Here is a 19,982-nt window from a genome sequence, read left to right as displayed (position 1 = left end):
GAGTTGGTCAACGCCAGCTCCTTGCTTTACCCTGCAAAACGTAAAAGGAAGTCTGTATGTTCCGATTGCTGGAAAAGTACTTCGAACCGACTGTGATTGTTGCCAGTCTGGTGACCATCATCATCACTGTGTTCGCTGACGTGATAGCAAGGTTCGCTTTATCCACCTCTATCGTCGTAGCGAATGAGATAGCAAGGCTGTGCTTTGTGTACCTCATCTACTTTGGCATCAGCTATGCCATCCGTGAACACAGACACATGCGAGTGACCTTCTTCGTCGACAAATTCCCTTCGCAGTTCAAACGCCTCATCTTGTTTGTCAGCGAGTCAATTTTCCTCGTTTACTCAGTGACGGTCTGCGTGCTGGGTGTCGAAATCACACAGCAGGCTATCGCTCGCGGAAAAACACTCTCTGCGACTCAGTGGCCAACATCCATCCTTTACGCCGCGATTATCTTTTCCGGCCTACTGTGCTCACTGAGACTCCTCTACTCCCTTTACCAAATTGGCGTAAAGGGCGACATTTCGCTTTACCAAAATGAGGAGATGCCACAATGACGTCACTGATCCTCTTTCTCAGTTTCTTCGGAATGTTGCTGATAGGTGTGCCTATCGGCATCGCGCTGGGCTCAGCCTCGCTGATAGCCATCATGTACATCCCTTTCCTCAAGCCTGATTTGTATGCGCTCGGCCTTGTCAGCGGCATCAACAGTTTCACGCTGATTGCCGTGGTGCTCTTTACGCTTGCCGGGAACATCATGAGTAAGGGCGGTATTTCCAAGCGTTTAATCGCAGTCGCCGATACCCTGTTCGGACGTGCGCCGGGGGACTTAGGTACGGTGACCATCATGGCATGTCTGTTCTTCGCAGCCATTTCAGGCACAGGCTCTGCCACTGTGGCAGCAGTCGGGTTGGCCATGATTCCAGCCTTGGTGAAACGTGGCTATGACCGTGCCTATGCTGGTGCAATGGTCGCCAGTGCCGGAGGTTTGGGTGTGATGATCCCACCCTCTGTGGTCATGATTGTGTATGCTGTCGCGGCCGGTGTCTCAGTCACCGCGCTCTTTATGGCGGGGATCCTGCCGGGGCTTGTTATCGCGTTAACCTTGATGATCTACAACTACTTTTACCGCAAGCAGGCCAAACAGGTAAACATGGCAGAGCAACGGCCAGCTGCCACCGGAAAAGAGATTTTCCACGTGCTGAACGAAGCAAAGCTCGCACTGATTATGCCCGTGGTGATCTTGGGCGGGATCTACGGCGGCATAGTCACGCCTACGGAATCGTCTGCCGTGGCAGTCGTCTATGCCTTGGTGGTGTCTTGTCTGGTTTATCGCGAATTACCGCTCAAGGCACTGCCAAAGATCATGCTGGAATCGGCCATGTTGGTGTCCGCTGTATTGGTCATCATCGGTGCATCAGTCGCTTTCGGTCGCATCATCGCGCTGGAGAAAATTCCGACAGAGCTAGCACAGTTTGTTCTTTCGATTACTGAGAACAAATACTTAGTGCTGGTGGCGATTCTGGTCTTGCTGCTGATTATCGGTACCTTCCTCGAAACTCTTGCATCCATTGTTATTCTGACGCCAGTGCTGTTGCCTGTGTTAACCAAGCTACAGGTTGATTTGGTGCACTTTGGTATTGTGATGATCGTGGCGCTCGCCATCGGCTTTGTCACTCCACCATTAGGTGCAAACCTCTTTATGGCCGCACAGGTTGGGGAAATACCCTTCGAGCGGATAGCCAGGCGTATTTTACCTTGGGTGGCCGTGTTGATAGGCGCACTGCTTATCATCACCTTTGTGCCCGCAATATCACTGATTCTTCCTACGCTCTTTCTCGGGTACGGATAGTCCACAAGCGATAACGAAATACCTTTAAGAAGCCATCGGTTAGGGTGGCTTTTTTACGATTATATCAACCCTGACATCTCATTTAGTCCAATCCCCCCACTAAGAAGAACCTGTCGAGCTCCCAACAAAACCATAGAACGTATTTTCAGTGTTTCTAATAACCGCTGACATCTTATTTATGGAGCGTGTGACTTATTCATATCCAAATTATCGTAACTGTATAGTGCGCAGTTTATGAAGTGATATGAGTATTTTGATGAACAAATTAAAAAAGTACCTAGGACCTTTGTATCCTATTGCTGCAACAGCACTCGTCGCTTTATTACTGATGTTCATCTCCAGAATGGTACTCGCAGTCTGGCAGATCGATAGAGTCGATGCAGCACAGGGGTGGGGGCACCTGCTCGTAAGCGGACTTCGTATTGATATCTCAAGTGTTTCCTATCTGCTCATTCTTCCTTCGCTACTATCTTCGTTACTTTCAGGTGAGCACTTATTGGGGAGGATATGGCATTTCATCCTGCGTATCTGGATCACTGCCGGACTGTGGATTGTGGTTTACATGGAAGTCGCCACAGTTCCCTTTATCATTGAATATGACCTCCGTCCCAACCGCCTGTTTATCGAATATCTGATTTATCCCAAAGAAGTGTTTGGCATGCTTTGGAGTGGCTATAAATTAGAACTCTTCATCGGCTTGGTCGTGTCTGTCTCTACGGTAATACTGGGCTGGCGCTGGTCAAAGCACTTAGTCAGTCACCTCTCTCCCAAATGGTACTGGCGCCCTCTGATAGCACTTTGTGTCGTTGCTATTGGCGTCATGGGAGCGCGATCCAGCTTCGGACATCGCCCCCTTAATCCAGCCATGGTGTCATTTTCAACCGACCCATTAATCAATGACCTCACACTCAATTCATCCTACTCCCTGATATTTGCCGCCAAACAAATGAGTTCAGAAGCCAATGCATTCAAGTTTTACCCACCAATGGGTGAAGAACAAATCATTAAAGAAGTACAGCAAAATATGCTGGTGAAGAACGAAGGGTTTATGTCAGCGAATGCCCCTACGCTTACAAAGCGCACGGCTTCCTATCAAGGGAAACCCAAGAACATTGTTATCCTGCTGCTTGAAAGTCATGGCTCCCGCTATGTTAGCCGTTTGGGAGGCATAGATACGTCGCCCTATCTTGACCAACTGATTGATGAGGGTTGGGCGTTCAGCCGTATGTATGCCACTGGTACCCGTTCTGTTAGAGGTATTGAAGCTCTGACAACAGGTTTCTCACCGACACCCGCGCGCTCCGTGGTCAAACTAGGAAAAAGTCAGACTAACTTTTTCACTATCGCTGATTTACTAAAATCTCAGGGGTATCACACTCAATTCATCTATGGTGGGGAAAGCCATTTCGACAACATGAAGAACTTTTTCCTAGGAAACGGGTTTACTGATATCCAGGACTTTCCAGCATTCGACGCGCCAAAGTTTGTTGGATCTTGGGGGGCTTCTGACGAAGATCTCTATGATAAAGCGGATACTCTATTTACTCAGCAAAAGAAACAGGACAAACCCTTCTTCAGTTTGGTTTTCTCCTCTTCGAATCACAGCCCTTTTGAGTATCCTGATGGCAAGATCACGCCATTTAACAGCCCCAAAAGCACGGTGGAGAACGCCGTAAAATATGCAGACTATGCAGTGGGCAAATTTATTGAACGAGCCAAAAAGTCAAACTACTGGAACAATACCGTCTTCCTGATTGTGGCCGACCACGATGCTAGGGCAACCGGAGATTTGCCAGTCCCCATCGGCCACTTCAGAATCCCCGCTATTATTCTTGGTGGCGGCATTGAACCAACGTTTGACTCCCGCTTAACCAGCCAACTTGAACTACCGCCAACACTACTATCGCTTGCTGGTATCAGCAGCATCAATCCAATGATAGGTCACGATCTCACCAAAGAAGTTCCTGCGAAAAATCAACGTGCCATGATGCAAAGGGATAAAAATTTCGGTTGGATGACGGCAGATAATAAAGTCGTTGTTCTGAGGCCAGAACTAGGGATATCTACTTATCAATATCACCCAGAATCAGACACACTGACTGAAGATTTCGTGGATGAAAAAACGGTAATTTGCGCTCACGCTCATGCTATGTGGGGCAGCTTAGCATTCAACGAGGATTTCTATCGCGCTCAGCCAACCTACTGAGGAGGGACACACCAGTACTCAGGTTCTGTTAGACTCGCACGATATAGCTTCAAACTAAGACGAAATCGGCGTTGAAAATCTGTATACCTTTCCCTTTGTACTGATAGCGCCACAATGAGTGACGCTATCAAATTTCTGGACTTTCCAGTTAAGGCTGTTGACGGGTAGCGGTGATCACAATCTCACGCACACACACGTTTTGTGGGAAGGAGTACGCATAGCAAACGGTGCTGGCGATATCATCTGCAGCCAGAACGCCGCCCATTTCGTCTTTCCAGCTGTCGTAACCTGCTTTGATTTCATCGCTGGTGGTATGGGAAAGCAGCTCGGTTTCCACTGCACCAGGGGCGATGGTAATGACGCGAACATTGGCGTCAGCCACTTCTTCACGCACGTTTTCAGAAATCGCGTGAACCGCAAATTTAGTGCCGCAGTAAGCTGCATGATTCGGGAAGGTTTTGCGGCCAGCCACTGAGCTGATGTTTACAATCGTGCCACCGTTGCGCGCTTTCATTGGTTCAAGCACGGCCTGCATGCCATTCAGCAAGCCAACCACGTTCACGTTGAACATGGTTTGCCACTCTGCGGCATTTTGTGTTGCCACATCACCCAGCAGCATCACACCTGCGTTGTTTACCAGCAGGTCTACCTCACCGTATTCCGCTTCGGCTTCTTTAATTGCTGCTTCGAATGCGGCTTTGTCAGTCACATCTACTTTACGACAAAGGGTGTTTGGCAGGCTCAGTGCTTCTAAGCGTTCAACACGTCGCGCCACCAGCAGCAGCGGGTGACCCAGTGCAGACAGTTGTTTTGCAATCGCTTCGCCGATACCTGAACTTGCACCTGTAATAACAGCCAACTTTTTCATGATGTTCTTCCTCAAAGACCGTGTTGTTTTGGTTGAGGCTGCATTATAAATAAAGTATCATTGTTGATATATATGTCACAATAAAACTCAGTGTTACCAAATGAACACCAATAAAGAAATCCTCGGCGAAAGCCTGAGTGACATCCGCGCCTTTGTTGCTATCGCAGAAACTGGCAGCTTCTCTAAAGCAGCAGAATCGCTAAATGCTTCCCGCGCCCATATGTCTCGCCAGTTAAGCCAATTGGAAACCAGGTTGGGTGTACAGCTGATCATCCGCACTACCCGCTCCCAACGCTTAACCGTGGCTGGAGAAACCTTCTTTAGCCGCTGCCGGGCAGCGCTGTCGCAACTGGATGAAGCCATTACCCTTGCCAACAATGATGCTGATCAGATGCGTGGCCATATCGCGGTGAACTGTGTTGGCGGCATCTTGGGGGAGTCTTTGATTGGCGATGCCATTCATGCCTTCTGCGCTCGAAACACGGAGATCAGTATCGAGCTTGATTTCAGCTCAGAACGGGTTGATCTGGTGCAGTCCCGTTTTGATTTGGTACTTCGAATGGGGGCGTTGGCCGACTCAGTGTTGATTGGTCGTGAGCTCGGAGATATTAAGATTGGCACCTACGCCTCTCCGGCCTATTTCGCGCGCAAAGGCAAGCCATCACACCCAAAAGAATTACAGCAACATGATTGCCTAACTGGGTCTGTTACCAAGTGGCGATACGTGAAATCCGACGATCCAACGCAGCACACAGATGTGGAAGTACACGGCCATTTACAATGTAAAAACGGCCATGTCCTTTTAAATGCAGCACTTCAGGGAAACGGTATTTGTCGCTTGCCCGCTCTGTATTGCACGTCTTATGAAACGGAAGGAAAACTCGAGTCGGTGTTTACAGAATGGAAGGTGGATAAGGTGCCGCTCTATTTGCTGTATCACAGAGATCGGCACCAACCTGCCAGATTGAAAGCGCTCATCAGTTACTTGGTCGCTAACATTCCGGCGAAATTAGGGGATTAGAAGCGGCCGGCACTGAGTTCGATGCGTTGGGCGGCGTTGTCTTCATTCAGATCTTCAGGAGTACAAAGGTAAGGGCCTTTGCGGGCAAACACATCAATCGCGGCTTTCGCTTCATCGTCAAACACCAACACAGTACATAGGCCATCTTCCAAGCTAAATTTATGGTTCACTGTGTAGCTTTTCCCTTCTTCAACATTGAAGGTAAACGTATTCACACAAGACGCACCACCAGCAGCAAAGCTATTGGCGTGGAAAGACACATTCAGCGTTACCTTCTCTCCCCGAGGCATAGTCATGCTTTTGGTGCCCAGGCTTTCCATGTTCAGTCCCATAGGGTCTTTGCACTCGAGGTGGTCGGCAAAAAGAGTGACATCGTGGTCGCCGTTGGCAATGAACAGCTTCTGTTGGTCAGTTTTCTGGGTATCGTCCCATTCTGGATTATAATCTTGTGAGTCACTGCTATTCACAAAATACAAAGAAGCAGGTTCCGGCAGTACCTCCCCCTTTTTCGCGGCTTCCTGCTCTTTTTCCTGCTGAGCCGCGATATCAAAAGTCGGTTTTTCTGAAGACGAGCAGCCAACCATGATCACTGGCAGTAACGCTGCGAAGACGTATTTGTACATGAGAGATTCCTTTGCCAACCATGTGAAGGGGTTTCCCCTATCCTCACTTTTCTTTTGTTTTGGCTCACTTTATTGACAGAAAGTGTTCAGTTCAACCAATCTGCCTGCCAATTCACCTTTCAGTATTCAAATTAAGAAAAATGCACACAAATTTGCGGCTGGACATAAAAAAGCGCTCCCCCGATTGTGCAAACGGGAGAGCGCGGCCAGTTTTCCATTCTTCGTTAGATCAAGCCGGTTCGACAATATCTTTAGGGGTTTTTGCCAGTGCTGCGGCCTTCGCTTTGCGCGCTTTACGTTTCTCGCGGCCAGCTAACCAGAGTAGAGGCATCACAATCAAAATGGTGCCAACAATCATCATCAAATCCGGCACTTCCCCGAACAGCACTAGCCCTACGCCCACCGCACATACCAAACCGCTGTATTCCGCGCTGGCAATCTTATTACTTTCCGCGGCACGATAGGCGATCACACACGTTGCTGCGTAAACCAAAATAAACGCGGTTGAGCCTGCGGCACGCCAGAATAAATCCAGACTGAACGGCATACCTTCGTAAAGTGACAACGCAAAAGCGACAGGAATGCCAATCAGGTTGTGCAGTAGCAGTGTTTGCGGCACTGTCTGTTCGCGTGGAATTTTCGGGATCAATAGGTTGTTGATGGCCAGCGAGACCGCCACAATCAGCGCAGACATCGCCGCCCAGCTGAAATCTGTCGGACGGACCAAGATCAGCACACCGATAAAACCCACCACTGCTGCAATGATCGACGGTACTGAGAGTTTCTCGCCTAAAAAGATTGCTGCAAGTGGAAGCATGATCAAGGGAGCTGCATAGAAGATAGCGTTCGCCGTAGCCAGTGGCATCGTTGTCAGCGCCACAATGGCAAAGAACACACCTACCAGCCAGATGTGCGCACGCAGGGCATGCCATTTCAGTCCTAAGGTCAGATTCTTCGCCGGTGCTGTCAAGCAGAAGGGCAACAGAATGAGTACGGCAGATACCTGACGAAATAGGGTGAACTGGAAAATGGCTCCGTCTGGCCCTCCTTCCATGGTTTTTACCAGCGCATCTGAAAACGTGGCGCTGAGGTTTCCTATCACTAACAACGTCATGGCGAAACCTACTGAGATATTACGCATACCTAAGGCCTCCTTTAAGCGAGAAAAAGCCACATGGCTCACAGAACCTACATAGTAGCGACACTTTTCTATGACGTATAATGATGATTATTCAGGTTCTATGAGTTTTTTAGATAGTGAAACTTCCACCACTCCGAGCCGTTCAATATTTCGAAGCCACTGCCCGCTTAAACAGCTTCTCACGTGCCGCAGAATCTTTGAACGTGACCCAAAGCGCAGTGAGCCATCAAATTCGCTTGTTAGAGGATTTTCTGGGAGAGTCCTTGTTTGAGCGGCAAGGACGGAGCCTGCATCTAACCCCGGTTGGTCAGCGCTATTTCGATGATATTGGCGACCCGCTCCAGGCCATCGCACGCGCCAGTCTTCAAGTACGAGAAGGGGTTTCCGGTAAACTCAGGCTGGCTGTTTTCAGTTCACTTGCAGTGAAGTGGCTCATGCCCCAGCTTTCGGATTTCCGAACTAAGCATCCTGAAATAGACCTTTCCCTGGAGATGTACGCTCATCGCCCGGACCTTTCAGATAAAGTGGGCGACTGCTTTATTACCGACTTTGCTCCGGGTAAAAACTACGAATACGAGCTTTTGTATACTGAATACATTTACCCGGTATGCAGTACCAAAATCTGGCAACAAATCAAGGATAAGCCCTTGCCTGATGCCTTTTGGGAATACCCTTTACTGTCGGTCAGATCTTTGATGGAAAACGACTGGAAAGAATGGTGTAAGTTAGGCGGCTATACACTCCCTAGGGACGTAAAAATCCACACCTTCAGCCATATGTTGCTCGCAACTGAGGCAGCACGCTACTCCCACGGTATAACCCTGCTCAACCACTACTTTATGAACGAGATTGACCGCGAGCAATTGGTACGCATTCCCCTACATGAAATTCCTACCGGAGACAGCCTCTATTTCGTGTACAAAAAGCACCGTGCAAGACAGCCAGAAATCCTGAAACTGGGACGCTGGCTCCAGCAAATCGCCGCTGCTGACGAAGCCGCTTTTTAACGCGGCTTCTTGTTTCTTATTCGCACCATATTCTCTTCACCCTAACCAACCCACGAATCATTCTGAAACAGGCAGTAGGTAATCACCTACTGCTATTCGTTTTGCCATATCGTTCTAGACGTAAACGTAGATCAAAGGTCACGACTTTATTCCATTAATCGCACTTAGATCTTAGTTAGCTCGTTATATACCCAAATAACCTGAATCCTTCATCTTCAGGTTGTTTGGGCATAAAGGAAGCTTGGTGTTCTGAGAAGAAAATACCTCGTTACCGGCTTGCAACTATTCCGTTTAAAAACGCTTGGGCAATAGAAAGCCGGATATATAAGTCCGGCTTTTTCTTTGAACATGGTCTGTCAGGCAGAGCGGGTTTTAAAAAATCTCACCAGTTCCTGTAAGTTTTCTGCTTCCACCAGCATGTTTTCACTGGCTGCCGTCGCTTCTTCAGCAAGGCCTGCATTTTGCTGTGTCATGTTATCCATTTCGGTGATGGCGCGGTTGATTTCCCCAATGCCCTGAGACTGTTCCTGCGTCGCTGTACTCATGTCATCTATCATGGATGACACACTGCGGATAGCATCAACGATCTCCACCAGGTTCTCGCCAGATTCACGCACCAGTTGAGTACCATCTTTTACTTTGTTCACACTGGCATTGATAAGATTCTTAATCTCAACAGATGCTTTGGCACTTCGTTGTGCCAAATTACGAACTTCACCAGCAACGACAGCAAACCCTCGACCTTGCTCACCAGCACGCGCAGCCTCTACAGCCGCATTCAGCGCCAGTAGGTTCGTCTGGAAAGCAATCTCGTTGATCACACCAATGATGTCTGAAATCTGCTTACTGGACGCTTCGATTTCCGCCATCGAATTCACCGCTTCGACCACCACCGTACCGCCGCGCTCGGCTTTCTTGGTTGCATCACTTGCCTGCTTCACAGCACTTTGCGATGTCTCATCATTTTGCTGAACAGTCGCCATCATCTCCTGCATACTGGCAGCCGTTTCCTCCAAACTGCTGGCTTGCGATTCAGTGCGGTCACTCAAATCGCTGGTGCCCATTTTGATTTCCCGCGCCGCATTGCTAACGGATGTCGCAGTGCGATTAATGTCTACCACTAACTCGTTCAGACGCTCTATCGTAGAGTTCAGCGCTTTCCTGACAGATTCAAATTCGTCATCAAGCTTCTCAGTCAGTGACGCACTTAGATCGCCTTTAGAGAGTGAAACCAAACATTCACTGATTTTCGCCACAGCACGTTTCTTGGCGGTGATGTCAGTGGCGTATTTCACCACTTTGAAAGGTTTACCGTTTGTGTCGCAAATGGGGTTGTAGGACGCCTGAATCCAAACTTCGCGCCCCCCTTTTGCAAAACGCAGGAATTCAGCGGATTCAAACTCACCGCGATTTAGCTTCTCCCAGAAGACTTTATACTCCGCCGAGTTCTTGTAATCAGGCCCAACAAACATGGAGTGATGGCGTCCTTTCACCTCTGTCAGCGAGTAGCCCATCGCATTCAGGAAGTTGTCGTTGGCATGGCGAATAGTCCCATCCATATTGAATTCAATCACTGCCTGAGATTTCCCTATCGCCTCAATCTGACCTTCATAATCAACATTTTTCAGCTTCTGCTCTGTAATGTCTGAAGCATACTTCACTACTTTAAATGGCTTTCCATTAAGGTCAAAAATCGGATTGTAAGAAGCCTGAATCCATATTTGTCGGCCACCTTTTCCGACACGTTCAAACTCCCCAGAGAAGAATTCCCCCACCGCCAGCGATTTCCAAAATTCTTTGTACTCACGGGAGTTTTTCACTGCTGAAGGTGCGAACATAGAGTGGTGCTTACCCTGTACTTCTTCGAGGCTATAACCGACAGTATTCAGGAAGTTTTCGTTTGCAGTGCGAATCGTACCATCCAGTTCAAACTCAATTACCGCTTGTGACTTACCTATAGCCTGGATTTGCCCGGCGAAATCTGCATTTCGCATTTTCTGCTCGGTCACATCACTCGCAAACTTCACTACTTTGAATGGCTTGCCATTATCATCGAAAATCGGGTTATAGGAGGCACTGATCCAAATCTCTCTACCACCTTTGGCAAGGCGTTTGTAAATGGCACTTTGATATTCCCCCCTGGCGAGGCTCTCCCAGAAGGCTCTGTACTCACCCGATTGTTTCATCTCTGGCTCGACAAACATCGAATGGTGTTGGCCCACCACCTCTTTTTCGCTGTAACCCATGGCGGTAAGGAAGTTTTCATTTGCGCGGAGAATGATGCCTTTAAGGTCAAACTCGATGACCGCCTGACTGCGGTTAATGGCATCGATTTGCCCTGACGTATCAAGGCTTTTATTTTTGTCTTGAGTAATGTCTGTGGCGAATTTCACCACTTTTGTTACCTCACCTCGTGGTGAGTAGACTGGGTTGTACGTTGCCTGAATCCAGACATCAATACCATTTTTCCCAATCCGTTTGAATTCGCCGGACGACGACTTACCTCTCGCCAGTCTCGCCCAAAAATCCCGGTACTCACTGGACCTGGCATACGCCCTTTCCACAAAAAGAGAGTGATGCTTACCTTTAATTTCGTCAGGTGAGTAGCCCATTACTTTCAGGAAGTTCTCATTAGCCGAGAGAATATTCCCTTTGGTATCAAACTCAATGATGGCGAGAGATTTATCCAAGGCAGCGATCTTGGCGTTTGCCTCAGCTTCTAATTCAGCGTCGAAACCAAAAATACGACTCATGGCTCGTTTCAGTGGTGACATGAAATGGTTTTTCATTTTTGAGACTCCTGTTCCTCTCCTTGAATATTAGTTGAAAAAAAACATTCTTCCTCCAGAGACAATTACTTGTCCAAAAAAGCTAACCTGATGGTTTTTTAAAGGAAGGGCTCCTACTTGAAGCTACGAAAAAGCCGGTGCACGAATCGTGTCACCGGCTTAGAGTTTCCCCGTTAAAAAGGAGGACTATATCAAGCCCAACTCGCGGAGACGTTCCATCAAATAGCTATTCGCTGTGTAGCGATCGGACAGTACCACTTCTGGTTTAGGGTGCAGAAACAGAGGCAAGGAAATACGGGATTTCGTCATGTCCGCACCGTCAGGATTGACAACACGATGCGTGGTCGATGGGAAGTGGCCGCCAGATGCTTCTTGCAGCATGTCACCAATGTTCACAATCAAGTAGCCAAAGTCACATGGTACATCCAGCCACTCTCCGTCTTTACCCAGCACCTGCAAGCCAGGCTCATTAGACGCGGGGAGAATAGTCAGCAAGTTAATGTCTTCATGGGCTGCGGCACGAATAGCACCAGGGTCTTCGTCACCTTTCATTGGCGGGTAATGCAGAACACGTAACAAGGTCTGCTCACTACCATCCACCATACTCGACAAGGATTGTGAGTAAAGCTCAGATACATTTACCGGCGAATATTCCTCAACCCAGCTCAGCAGTGTTTTCGCCAAGCTATTGGCTTCATCATAGTATCCTTGCAACTGGCCTCTCAGGGCATCAGGACACTGACCCCAAGGGTAATAATGGAAGAATTCTTTGATGTCCCTCTTCTCATGACCTTTCGCCACTTCAGACACATCTACCGGAAACAAACCATCCTGTGTTTCTGGTTTGAATCGATACTGCATTTTCTCTTCACTATCGAAAAAGCCCTGCCAGTTTTCGTAAACTGACGACACAAGATCCTGACGGATTGGGTGATTTTTCAAAACGCCAAATCCTGTAGAGCGAAGGGACTCAACGAAACGTTCTGCTGCGTCTGGCGCGTTGAAGTCGACTGCTTCCAATTTCATGGTGACTCTCTTAGTTTCTTTTTTGTTTGGGTAGATACCCAAACAACTTGAAGATACTGTATTCAGCGAGCTTAGGTATATATCGCACTTTCTTTGAAATGCGTTGCGGGAATTTTAGCAGTTGAGTGAGACGGAACAATCGCAAGGGGCCAGAAAGGTGCGCTAGGTTTGCTCATCGAGCCATTTACTGAGAATTTGATTAAACTCGGTTGGTTTTTCAAGAGGAACCAAATGTCTGGCATTGGGCAGACAAGCAAATTGACCTTCAGGATAGAGGTAGGCCAACACTTTTTTTGAGGCTACTGGCGTGTAATCAAACTCAGAGGTGAGCATAAAGAGGGGACATTTCAGGTTAGAAAGCTTATCCAGCGCATCCCAACCCACCACGGCATTAAAGGAGGCAATGTAGCTTTCCCTATGGTTTTTCGACCATCGACTGATCACCTCATCCCGAGTTTGGGCATGAGCATCACCCGGTAAAAGTTGCTTCGCCATTAGTTTGGCAATGGTTTCGACGCTAACAAACTTGAGTAAAAAGCGTCTTGAAGCCAGCATACACCATTCATTGAGTTTTCTCGGGCGACACTCGGCGAGAGCATTGACCACGCAAAGACCTGCAAGATGCTGCGGAAAACGGGTAGCCAATTCGATACCAATCATTCCGCCCATTGATACCCCAACCACCAGCACATTGCGAAGTTCCAGTCCCTCAATCAGCGAAACAATGAGACCTGCACATTGCAGCAAACTGAAAGTCTCAATGTTACCCGGAGAAGCACCATGTAAAGGGAAGTCAGGCGCAATCACATCGAAACGATCGCTGAATGCGTCTATTTGGTGCAGCCAGTCTTCACTGCTTGAACCCAAGCCGTGAAGGAGCAAAAGTGGTTGCCCCAGCCCTTTGCGCAGATAGTGAAGAGTAGCTTGCCCTTTTTCCATGTTTACAGTGTAAAACTAACTCACGCAGCGAAGTGTATTATCGTCTTTACTTTGCGCTTGCCACTCTTCGCGAAGCACGCCATAACGGAGTGAGTCGTAATACTTACCTTCGTAGAAACGAACGCTTCGGATCCGCCCTTCTTCTTGCATACCAAGTGCTTGAGCACATTTCATCATACGAGGGTTACCCGACCAAGTTGTCAGGCCAATGCGAGCAACGTCATAGCGCTCAAAGAGATGAGTGATCCAGAGAGTTAGCGCTTTGCGTCCAAGTTTTTTTCCCCAGTATTGAGAGGTGAATAGCGTAATGCCAACTTCCAGCCAGCGGGTTGATTGATCTTCCCAATAACAGGAAAGGTAGCCAATAGCTTCACCGTTATAGTCAATCACCATCGCGGTTTGCGCTTCTTTCAGACGCTTGAACAGGTGACGTCGAAACTGGAATCGGGATTGATGTTCAAGCGGAAAATAGGGAGCATCGTGTGCTTTCCACTCGTTCTGAATATAAATAAAGTGCCATAGATGATCGCGTTCATCATTCCGGGCGGGTCGCAAGCAAATATCTTCAAGCTTTAACATGTCTATCCTTTTTCATCTCGCCGCGTTGTCACGGTCTTATCTCTCGGTTTGTCCCTGAGTCTATACCCTATGGTCTGTTGACCTTTGGTGGTTAAATTTTGTTCTAGCCCTAAGCGTTTTTGGCGCGGCGAGGTGTGTGCCGCTTAGCACTCTAAGCAAATACACCTCAACAAAGCATAAAACGTTTAGGGTGCGGGACGCGCAGTCGAACCCTTCGGACAGCGTTTGTGGGGAATTTCTGCTGCGTTATCGGCTTCTTATGTACTCGAGACTACACTTCGACGCCTCTGCATTGCATAAAATCCTCACAAACTGCTGCAAAAATTATCACCAAAGATCAACAGACCATAGCATCCAAGCTAACGCAGCCCAAAAAGGATAGCCAACAGAAAACGTATTTAGTGGCGGCTATTTGAACTTTCCTTTTCAATTACACTGTCGTTTCATTCAGACAGATATACCCAAACAACCTGAAGATGCAGGAGTCAGTCAAGTCACCCAAGAGAGGCCATCAATGCGAGTATCTTCAGGTCGTTTGGGTATACAGCACACAATGATGACATTGCCAATTGGACAAGTGGGCATGCTTTCCTACGCTTGATTATATGAATGTTGATTAATAAAAGTACTCATTCACTATTTGGGATATTGCAATGTCGCTGAAACAACAACAAATCACACTGATCCAAACCAGTTTTAACAAAGTTGAACCTATCTCTGTCAAAGCCGCGGAGATATTTTATGATACCCTTTTCTCCTATGATCCGACCCTAAAATCCTTGTTTAAAGGTGATATGAAACAGCAGGGAAGAAAGTTGATGGCTATGCTTAGTGCTGCCGTCAAAGGTCTGAATGATCTCGAGTCTCTCTTTCCGGTGTTACACGAACTGGCTCAGCGTCACGAAGGATATGGCGTTAAAAAGAGCCATTTTACCCCCGTTGGCAACGCTCTGCTGCACACACTCAAAGTAGGTCTAGGGGATGATTTTACGCCAGAAGTCCGCGCTGCTTGGGTCACACTGTTACACATAGTGGCAGACACCATGAAATCAAAAATGGCGGCCTAATCAGCCGCCAGCAACACGCTCTCACCTATTAAGTTTCGCGCTAGGCGTCACCCTTAACGGCAGCGACAATTACATTCACAAGTGGTTGCCAAAAAAAGAGCCGCAATTGCGGCTCTTACTCTTCAGACAGTTTCGGTCCCAGCGTTACAGAGTCACAATCTCTGGACCTGAGAACGCATTCACCGCTGGAGCTTCGCCTTTGAACTTCTCATAGTCAACCACACAGGTGTATGCACTGCATGCCTGTGCAAGCTCGGATGTGCCCACATCCAGCGTCACGGTATTCGGGTCACCATAGGTATCTATCGCGCCTATTTCTGAGCCCGTCGGGCCGTACCAAGCCCCTTCCTGAATGCGGATAACACCTGGTGGATAATCATCCGACACCACGGCGCCGGCAATCAGTTGCCCGCGATCGTTGAACACACGGATGAGATCGCCATCTTTCACACCGCGGGCCTTAGCGTCCTCAGGGTTGATGTACGCCGGTTCGCGCCCCTGTACAGTGTAGGTTTCACGAAGTGCGGGCGATTCACACATCTGTGAGTGCAGGCGTTTGTCTGGGTGACATGATTGCAACCACATCGGGAATTTCTCTGACCCCGGACCACCGTGAGAACGCTCGGCTTTCTCAAACCACATAGGGTGTTCCTGACAGTATTCGTAACCAAATCCACCGATTTTGCGGCTGGTGATTTCGATAAAGCCAGAAGGTGTGCCCAGCGGGTTTAGCTCTGGATCTTCACGGAACAGTGCATGACGAACAAAGGTGCTACCTTTACCAAAACCGACATAACCCTCTTTCCAGAAGGTTTCAAAGTCAGGCATTTCAAAGTTGCCTTTGTTGGCTGTCACACATTCGTTGTAGAGCTTCTCAACCCACTGCATCTCGTTCATTTCCTGCGCGTACTCTTTGTCTTTATTCAGACCAAACCGGGCAGTCAAACCTTTGAAAATCTCAAAGTCTGTGCGGGATTGATAGAGCGGATCCACCAGCTTATGCATAGCAAGTACACCTGTCGCCGAATATGCCCCATAAAGATCGATATCGTTACGCTCAAACTGGGTACAAGCTGGCAGCACAATGTCAGAGAAGCGACAGGTCGCAGTCCACGCAAAGTCGATGGTCACTGCCGTTTCTATGTTGTGATAGGCCTTTTTCATCCTGTTGTGATCCTGATGGTGGTGCCAAGGGTTGTTCCCGCTCACGATCACCATTTTAATCGGCGGTAATTTCACCTTGTTGCCGTTGTGATTGATCACCTTCCCCGGATTTTCTATGGCCTCGATCCAACGCGCCACTGGAATAGTACTTGAGTAGCCTTTGAAGTCACTGTTGTTGTGTTTTGGCACCATGCCGGGGTCAAGGTTTCGTGGGAAACCACCAGGGCCTGCAGCACCTGTTGCCGGCTCACCGATTCCACTGTAATGGTGGGCATAGGAAACGCCAGAACCTGGAAGGCCGATGCCACCAAGCATGCTCGCCAGTACGGCCCCCATCCAGTAAGGCTGCTCGCCATGTTGCTGACGCTGTACACACCAACCGAACATAAGTTGGGTTCGTTCGCTGGCCAACATGCGGGCAAATTCGCGGATGCGATCAGGCTCGACACCACAGATTTTCGCCGCCCACTCTGGCGTTTTTTCGACTTTGTCTTTGGTTTTACCCATGACGTAATCGATGAAAGGCTCAAAGCCAAGACAGTAAACCTTGATGAATTCTTTATCGTACAAATCCTCGGTGTAGAGGGTATGCGCCAATGCCAACATGAAAGGTACATCAGTTTGAGGGTTGATGTACTGGTGTTCACAACCCAGGAATTTCTGGGTTTTACTGACCACAGGATCTACAGAAATCACCTTGATATCACCCTTCTCAACCTTGTCCTTGAGCTGGTCGAAATAGCCGTACACGTCATGAGTTGGGCACTGCCAACCCACCTGTGCGTTTTTCACCGGGTCGTTCGCCCAAATAACGATCTGTTTGGCGTTATCCAATACCAGTTGCCAGGAAGTTTGCTGCGCATACACTTCCGTGGAACCCAGCACGTAAGGCATGATCGTCTGTCCGGCACCAGTGGAATAGTCCCCGATTTTCTTAACAAAAAAGCCGTGCATCGCCATCGCACGTTGCATGTGGGTGGTACAACTGTGGAACTGACCTGTCTGGCGCCAGCCTGTTTGGCCTGCCAATACACCTGCAGGACCATAGGTTTTCTGCACACGCTCCAACTCGCTGTAGAAGAGATCAAGTGCCTGATCCCAGGTGACACGAACGAAGCGATTATCACCTCGCGTGGTATTCCATCCTTCCGTGCGTTTCAGCCAGTCAAGGCGAACCATAGGGTAGCGCACACGAGATGGGTTGTAGATGAGACCTTTTACCCCTTCAAGCATTTCTGTTGGGTGTTTGTCGTGATTGAACGCCACAACCTCGGCGACTTCACCACCTACGATACGGGCACGGAATGCCCCCCAGTGAGAGCCGGAGGTACGCCAAGTACCCTCTAGCAGTTCTGAATTGGCTTGTGCGTCTGTCGCAACGAGAAGGGTTGGACCAATGACAGCCGTTGCACTAACAGACAACATGCCTTTTAGGAAAGTACGTCTATTGATTGTCATGCTGTTATCCCTCTCAGTGTTTTACAAAGGTGCTGGAATGTTTCTGCAGGTACTTGAGCACCAACGCCTGAGTTGCCTGATCAAAATTAACGAAGCCCATCATGCCGTCGAACATACCCGGCCAAGTGTTGGCGTCAAAGTGCGCCACATCAGGCTGGGTATGACAAAGGCTACAGTTGGTGTCGTAAGCCTGTTTCGCTTCGGTCCAAATAGGATCGATACTGTCGAGAAAATCTGCTTTTTTAACCCAAAGGTCTACTTCAATGCGCTGCCAGGTCAGACCGGTCAGATCGTCTTCTTTGGTTTCAAAGGTACGGATGTCTGTCTGGCTTTGCGCCACTTCTTTAGACAAGGCTGCCGAAGCGATATTCAAGCCAAAGTCTTCATAAATCACACGACCAAAGCCTTTCATCTTACGCCAGCCAGTCAGAGTGACTTTCGCCGCCTTGTCATCCTCTTCCAGAATGGTCACCATGGAGGCGGGCTCAAGCACCCCCCCATCCTGTTTCAGATCTTTATCAACGTACATTTCCAAAAAATTGATGCTGTAAATAGGAGCGCCTTTGTTGAAATCTGTACTGTGGGAGCGGGAAATCAACTTGCCAAGCAAACCGCCAGTGGAATCCATCTCCGCCGGGAGTTGGTGAGCGATCCCTTTATGGCAGTCGATACAGCTTTGATCGGTTTTCGCCGCATGCTGCATTTGAAAACGCGACGTCGGCCTCATCTTCTCAAACTGCATGCTGGCGTAATTATGGCAGGCTTTACACTCCTTCGACCCATTGGCACTAAACCTCGCCCATTCATGCTGCGCCAACTCTAGCCGCTTATCCAGGAACTTCTCCCGCGTACCAATCACACCGAAGACCTGAGCAAACACCTCTTTACTTGCCTGCATCTTACGGGCAATTTTGTCCGTCCAGTTATGCGGTACGTGGCAGTCGGGGCAGGTCGCGCGAACACCTGAACGGTTCGACCAGTGGATGGTTTTCTGTAGCTCCGGATAAACATTGTCACGCATAGAGTGGCAGGAAATACAGAATTGTTCGGTGTTGGTGAGTTCCAATGCGGTATTGAAACCACCCCAGAAAATGACGCCGGCAATAAAACCACCGAGGGTCAGTGTCCCGAGGCTGATTTTGGTCGCTGGACGCCGCATGGTCGCCCAGAGTTTACTGATAAATTCTTTCATGATCGTGTGCTCTTAATGGGATCGGTGAATGTGCATTGCTATTAACCGTGGCCCGGGGGGCCAAAAATGAACACCTGACTCATCCAGATCAGAAAACCATATCCACCAATCAATACCACACTGAGGATGGGGAACAGGAAAACGGCGATAAAGAAAAACGCACGCCATTCAAACGTTCCTTTCTCACCTTCCTGAACAATACCTACTTCGTTTTTTGCCATGACGTTGTCCTCACTTTTCCAGCCTTTTATTTTTAGGCTTAACCGGAATTGGAATTTTACTCCACACAAGTCTAGGAGAGACTTGCCTGAGGCGTGTCTCTTTATTGACGCATCAAACAAAGCAAAGTCTTTGATTACAGTGTGCTAGGGGTCAAAAGAAAGTTTGGAAGGCGGTATTTCATTGTTGAGACTTGAGGCACCTTGTCCTCAAGTTGCACATTAAGGCCTGAAGAAGAAGTGGACCCCATTGGTTGGACACACAAGCTAATTTTTTAAGTGTTTGATCCGGCTCATGCTGCGTATCTTTGCCTGCCGAAGTAGGCTTCATCAGGAGTAAGGTCATTGAGTCCCTGATGGTTACGCTCTTCGTTATAGAACACCATGTAGTGGCCGATTTCAAGTTCAGCTTCTCGGGGGGTGGTATAGGCTTTTAAGTAAACCTCCTCATATTTCAAGCTACGCCATAATCGCTCGATGAACACGTTGTCGACCCAGCGTCCTTTCCCATCCATGCTTATCCGTACATCATGGTCGATTAATCTCTGAGTAAACTCAGCGCTAGTAAACTGGCTGCCTTGATCTGAATTGAAGATATCGGGCGGCCCGTAGTGTTGCAGTGCGTCTTCGAGAGCCTCAATGCAAAAGCTTGTATCCATCGTATTCGACAAGCGCCAAGCCAGTACTTTGCGGCTATACCAGTCGATAATGGCCACCAGATACAGGAACCCCTTCGCCATGGGGATGTACGTGATGTCAATCGCCCAAGCTTGGTTTGGATAAGTGACATCGATATCACGCAGCAGGTAGGGATAAACCTTGTGTGCTTTGT

At 48.5% G+C, this 19,982-nt stretch carries 17 protein-coding genes; 6 read left to right on the top strand and 11 right to left on the bottom strand.

Annotated features, from left to right (window positions below; translation table 11 throughout):
- Positions 1–56 precede the first annotated feature (56 nt).
- The 3 genes from GMA8713_RS19340 (at position 57) to GMA8713_RS19330 (ending at position 4,058) form a co-directional block, all read left to right on the top strand.
- Positions 57–557, top strand: a complete 501-nt coding sequence (locus GMA8713_RS19340; RefSeq protein ID WP_062713337.1) for a TRAP transporter small permease — start codon at positions 57–59, stop codon at positions 555–557.
- Entirely contained in the window at positions 554–1,852 is a 1,299-nt protein-coding gene (locus GMA8713_RS19335; RefSeq protein ID WP_062713335.1) for a TRAP transporter large permease, read from the top strand. Before GMA8713_RS19340 ends, GMA8713_RS19335 begins: the two co-directional genes overlap by 4 nt.
- 256 nt (positions 1,853–2,108) lie before the next feature.
- Positions 2,109–4,058, top strand: coding sequence for an LTA synthase family protein (locus tag GMA8713_RS19330; protein ID WP_062713371.1), 1,950 nt, complete (start codon positions 2,109–2,111; stop codon positions 4,056–4,058).
- Between the two features lie 148 nt (positions 4,059–4,206).
- On the opposite strand, the gene GMA8713_RS19325 is transcribed toward GMA8713_RS19330, so the two are convergent.
- On the bottom strand, positions 4,207–4,926 hold the full coding sequence (locus tag GMA8713_RS19325) for an SDR family oxidoreductase (RefSeq protein WP_062713333.1): 720 nt from the start codon (positions 4,924–4,926) through the stop codon (positions 4,207–4,209).
- Between the two features lie 100 nt (positions 4,927–5,026).
- Here GMA8713_RS19325 and GMA8713_RS19320 point away from each other — a divergent pair, with 100 nt between their 5' ends.
- Entirely contained in the window at positions 5,027–5,947 is a 921-nt protein-coding gene (locus GMA8713_RS19320) for a LysR family transcriptional regulator (protein WP_062713331.1), read from the top strand.
- Here the strand turns inward: GMA8713_RS19320 and GMA8713_RS19315 are convergent.
- Both GMA8713_RS19315 and GMA8713_RS19310 read right to left on the bottom strand, forming a co-directional pair.
- Positions 5,944–6,570 carry a hypothetical protein gene (locus GMA8713_RS19315; RefSeq protein ID WP_062713329.1) on the bottom strand — a complete coding sequence of 209 codons (627 nt, stop codon included), beginning with the start codon at positions 6,568–6,570 and terminating at the stop codon, positions 5,944–5,946. The genes GMA8713_RS19320 and GMA8713_RS19315 overlap by 4 nt on opposite strands.
- Before the next feature lie 229 nt (positions 6,571–6,799).
- A complete protein-coding gene (locus GMA8713_RS19310; protein WP_062713327.1) occupies positions 6,800–7,711 on the bottom strand; it encodes a DMT family transporter in 912 nt (303 codons plus the stop codon).
- A 116-nt stretch (positions 7,712–7,827) separates the two neighbouring features.
- On the opposite strand from GMA8713_RS19310, the gene GMA8713_RS19305 reads away from it, so the two are divergent.
- A complete protein-coding gene (locus tag GMA8713_RS19305; RefSeq protein WP_062713323.1) occupies positions 7,828–8,718 on the top strand; it encodes a LysR substrate-binding domain-containing protein in 891 nt (296 codons plus the stop codon).
- Positions 8,719–9,074: 356 nt separating this feature from the next.
- Here the strand turns inward: GMA8713_RS19305 and GMA8713_RS19300 are convergent, their stop codons facing one another.
- The 4 genes from GMA8713_RS19300 to GMA8713_RS19285 all read right to left on the bottom strand — a co-directional run bounded on the left by GMA8713_RS19300 (position 9,075) and on the right by GMA8713_RS19285 (position 14,051).
- Positions 9,075–11,507, bottom strand: coding sequence for a methyl-accepting chemotaxis protein (locus GMA8713_RS19300; RefSeq protein ID WP_062713321.1), 2,433 nt, complete (start codon positions 11,505–11,507; stop codon positions 9,075–9,077).
- Between the two features lie 186 nt (positions 11,508–11,693).
- Entirely contained in the window at positions 11,694–12,533 is an 840-nt protein-coding gene (locus tag GMA8713_RS19295; RefSeq protein ID WP_062713319.1) for an isopenicillin N synthase family dioxygenase, read from the bottom strand.
- Between the two features lie 162 nt (positions 12,534–12,695).
- Entirely contained in the window at positions 12,696–13,472 is a 777-nt protein-coding gene (locus GMA8713_RS19290; protein ID WP_062713317.1) for an alpha/beta fold hydrolase, read from the bottom strand.
- A 15-nt stretch (positions 13,473–13,487) separates the two neighbouring features.
- Positions 13,488–14,051 carry a GNAT family N-acetyltransferase gene (locus GMA8713_RS19285; RefSeq protein WP_062713315.1) on the bottom strand — a complete coding sequence of 188 codons (564 nt, stop codon included), beginning with the start codon at positions 14,049–14,051 and terminating at the stop codon, positions 13,488–13,490.
- A gap of 653 nt (positions 14,052–14,704) precedes the next feature.
- Between GMA8713_RS19285 and GMA8713_RS19280 the strand changes: the two genes are divergently transcribed.
- Entirely contained in the window at positions 14,705–15,118 is a 414-nt protein-coding gene (locus GMA8713_RS19280) for a globin family protein (protein WP_062713312.1), read from the top strand.
- 144 nt (positions 15,119–15,262) lie between these two features.
- Here the strand turns inward: GMA8713_RS19280 and torA are convergent, their stop codons facing one another.
- From torA to GMA8713_RS19260, 4 genes are all read right to left on the bottom strand, one after another.
- Entirely contained in the window at positions 15,263–17,740 is a 2,478-nt protein-coding gene (gene torA / locus GMA8713_RS19275) for a trimethylamine-N-oxide reductase TorA (RefSeq protein WP_062713310.1), read from the bottom strand.
- Positions 17,741–17,753: 13 nt separating this feature from the next.
- Entirely contained in the window at positions 17,754–18,932 is a 1,179-nt protein-coding gene (gene torC, locus GMA8713_RS19270; RefSeq protein WP_062713308.1) for a pentaheme c-type cytochrome TorC, read from the bottom strand.
- A gap of 41 nt (positions 18,933–18,973) precedes the next feature.
- The gene (locus tag GMA8713_RS19265; RefSeq protein ID WP_062713306.1) at positions 18,974–19,153 is read right to left on the bottom strand and encodes a periplasmic nitrate reductase, NapE protein; all 180 of its coding nucleotides are present in this window, start codon (positions 19,151–19,153) and stop codon (positions 18,974–18,976) included.
- A gap of 290 nt (positions 19,154–19,443) precedes the next feature.
- The coding region (locus tag GMA8713_RS19260) for an IS3 family transposase (protein ID WP_062705098.1) at positions 19,444–19,982 on the bottom strand (539 nt) is incomplete at its 5' end.

This window comes from Grimontia marina (assembly GCF_900060185.1).
GTDB classification, from domain to species: domain Bacteria; phylum Pseudomonadota; class Gammaproteobacteria; order Enterobacterales; family Vibrionaceae; genus Enterovibrio; species Enterovibrio marinus.
The sequence above is the reverse complement of the archived record's forward strand: the minus strand, read 5'-3'. Positions and strand labels throughout refer to the sequence as shown.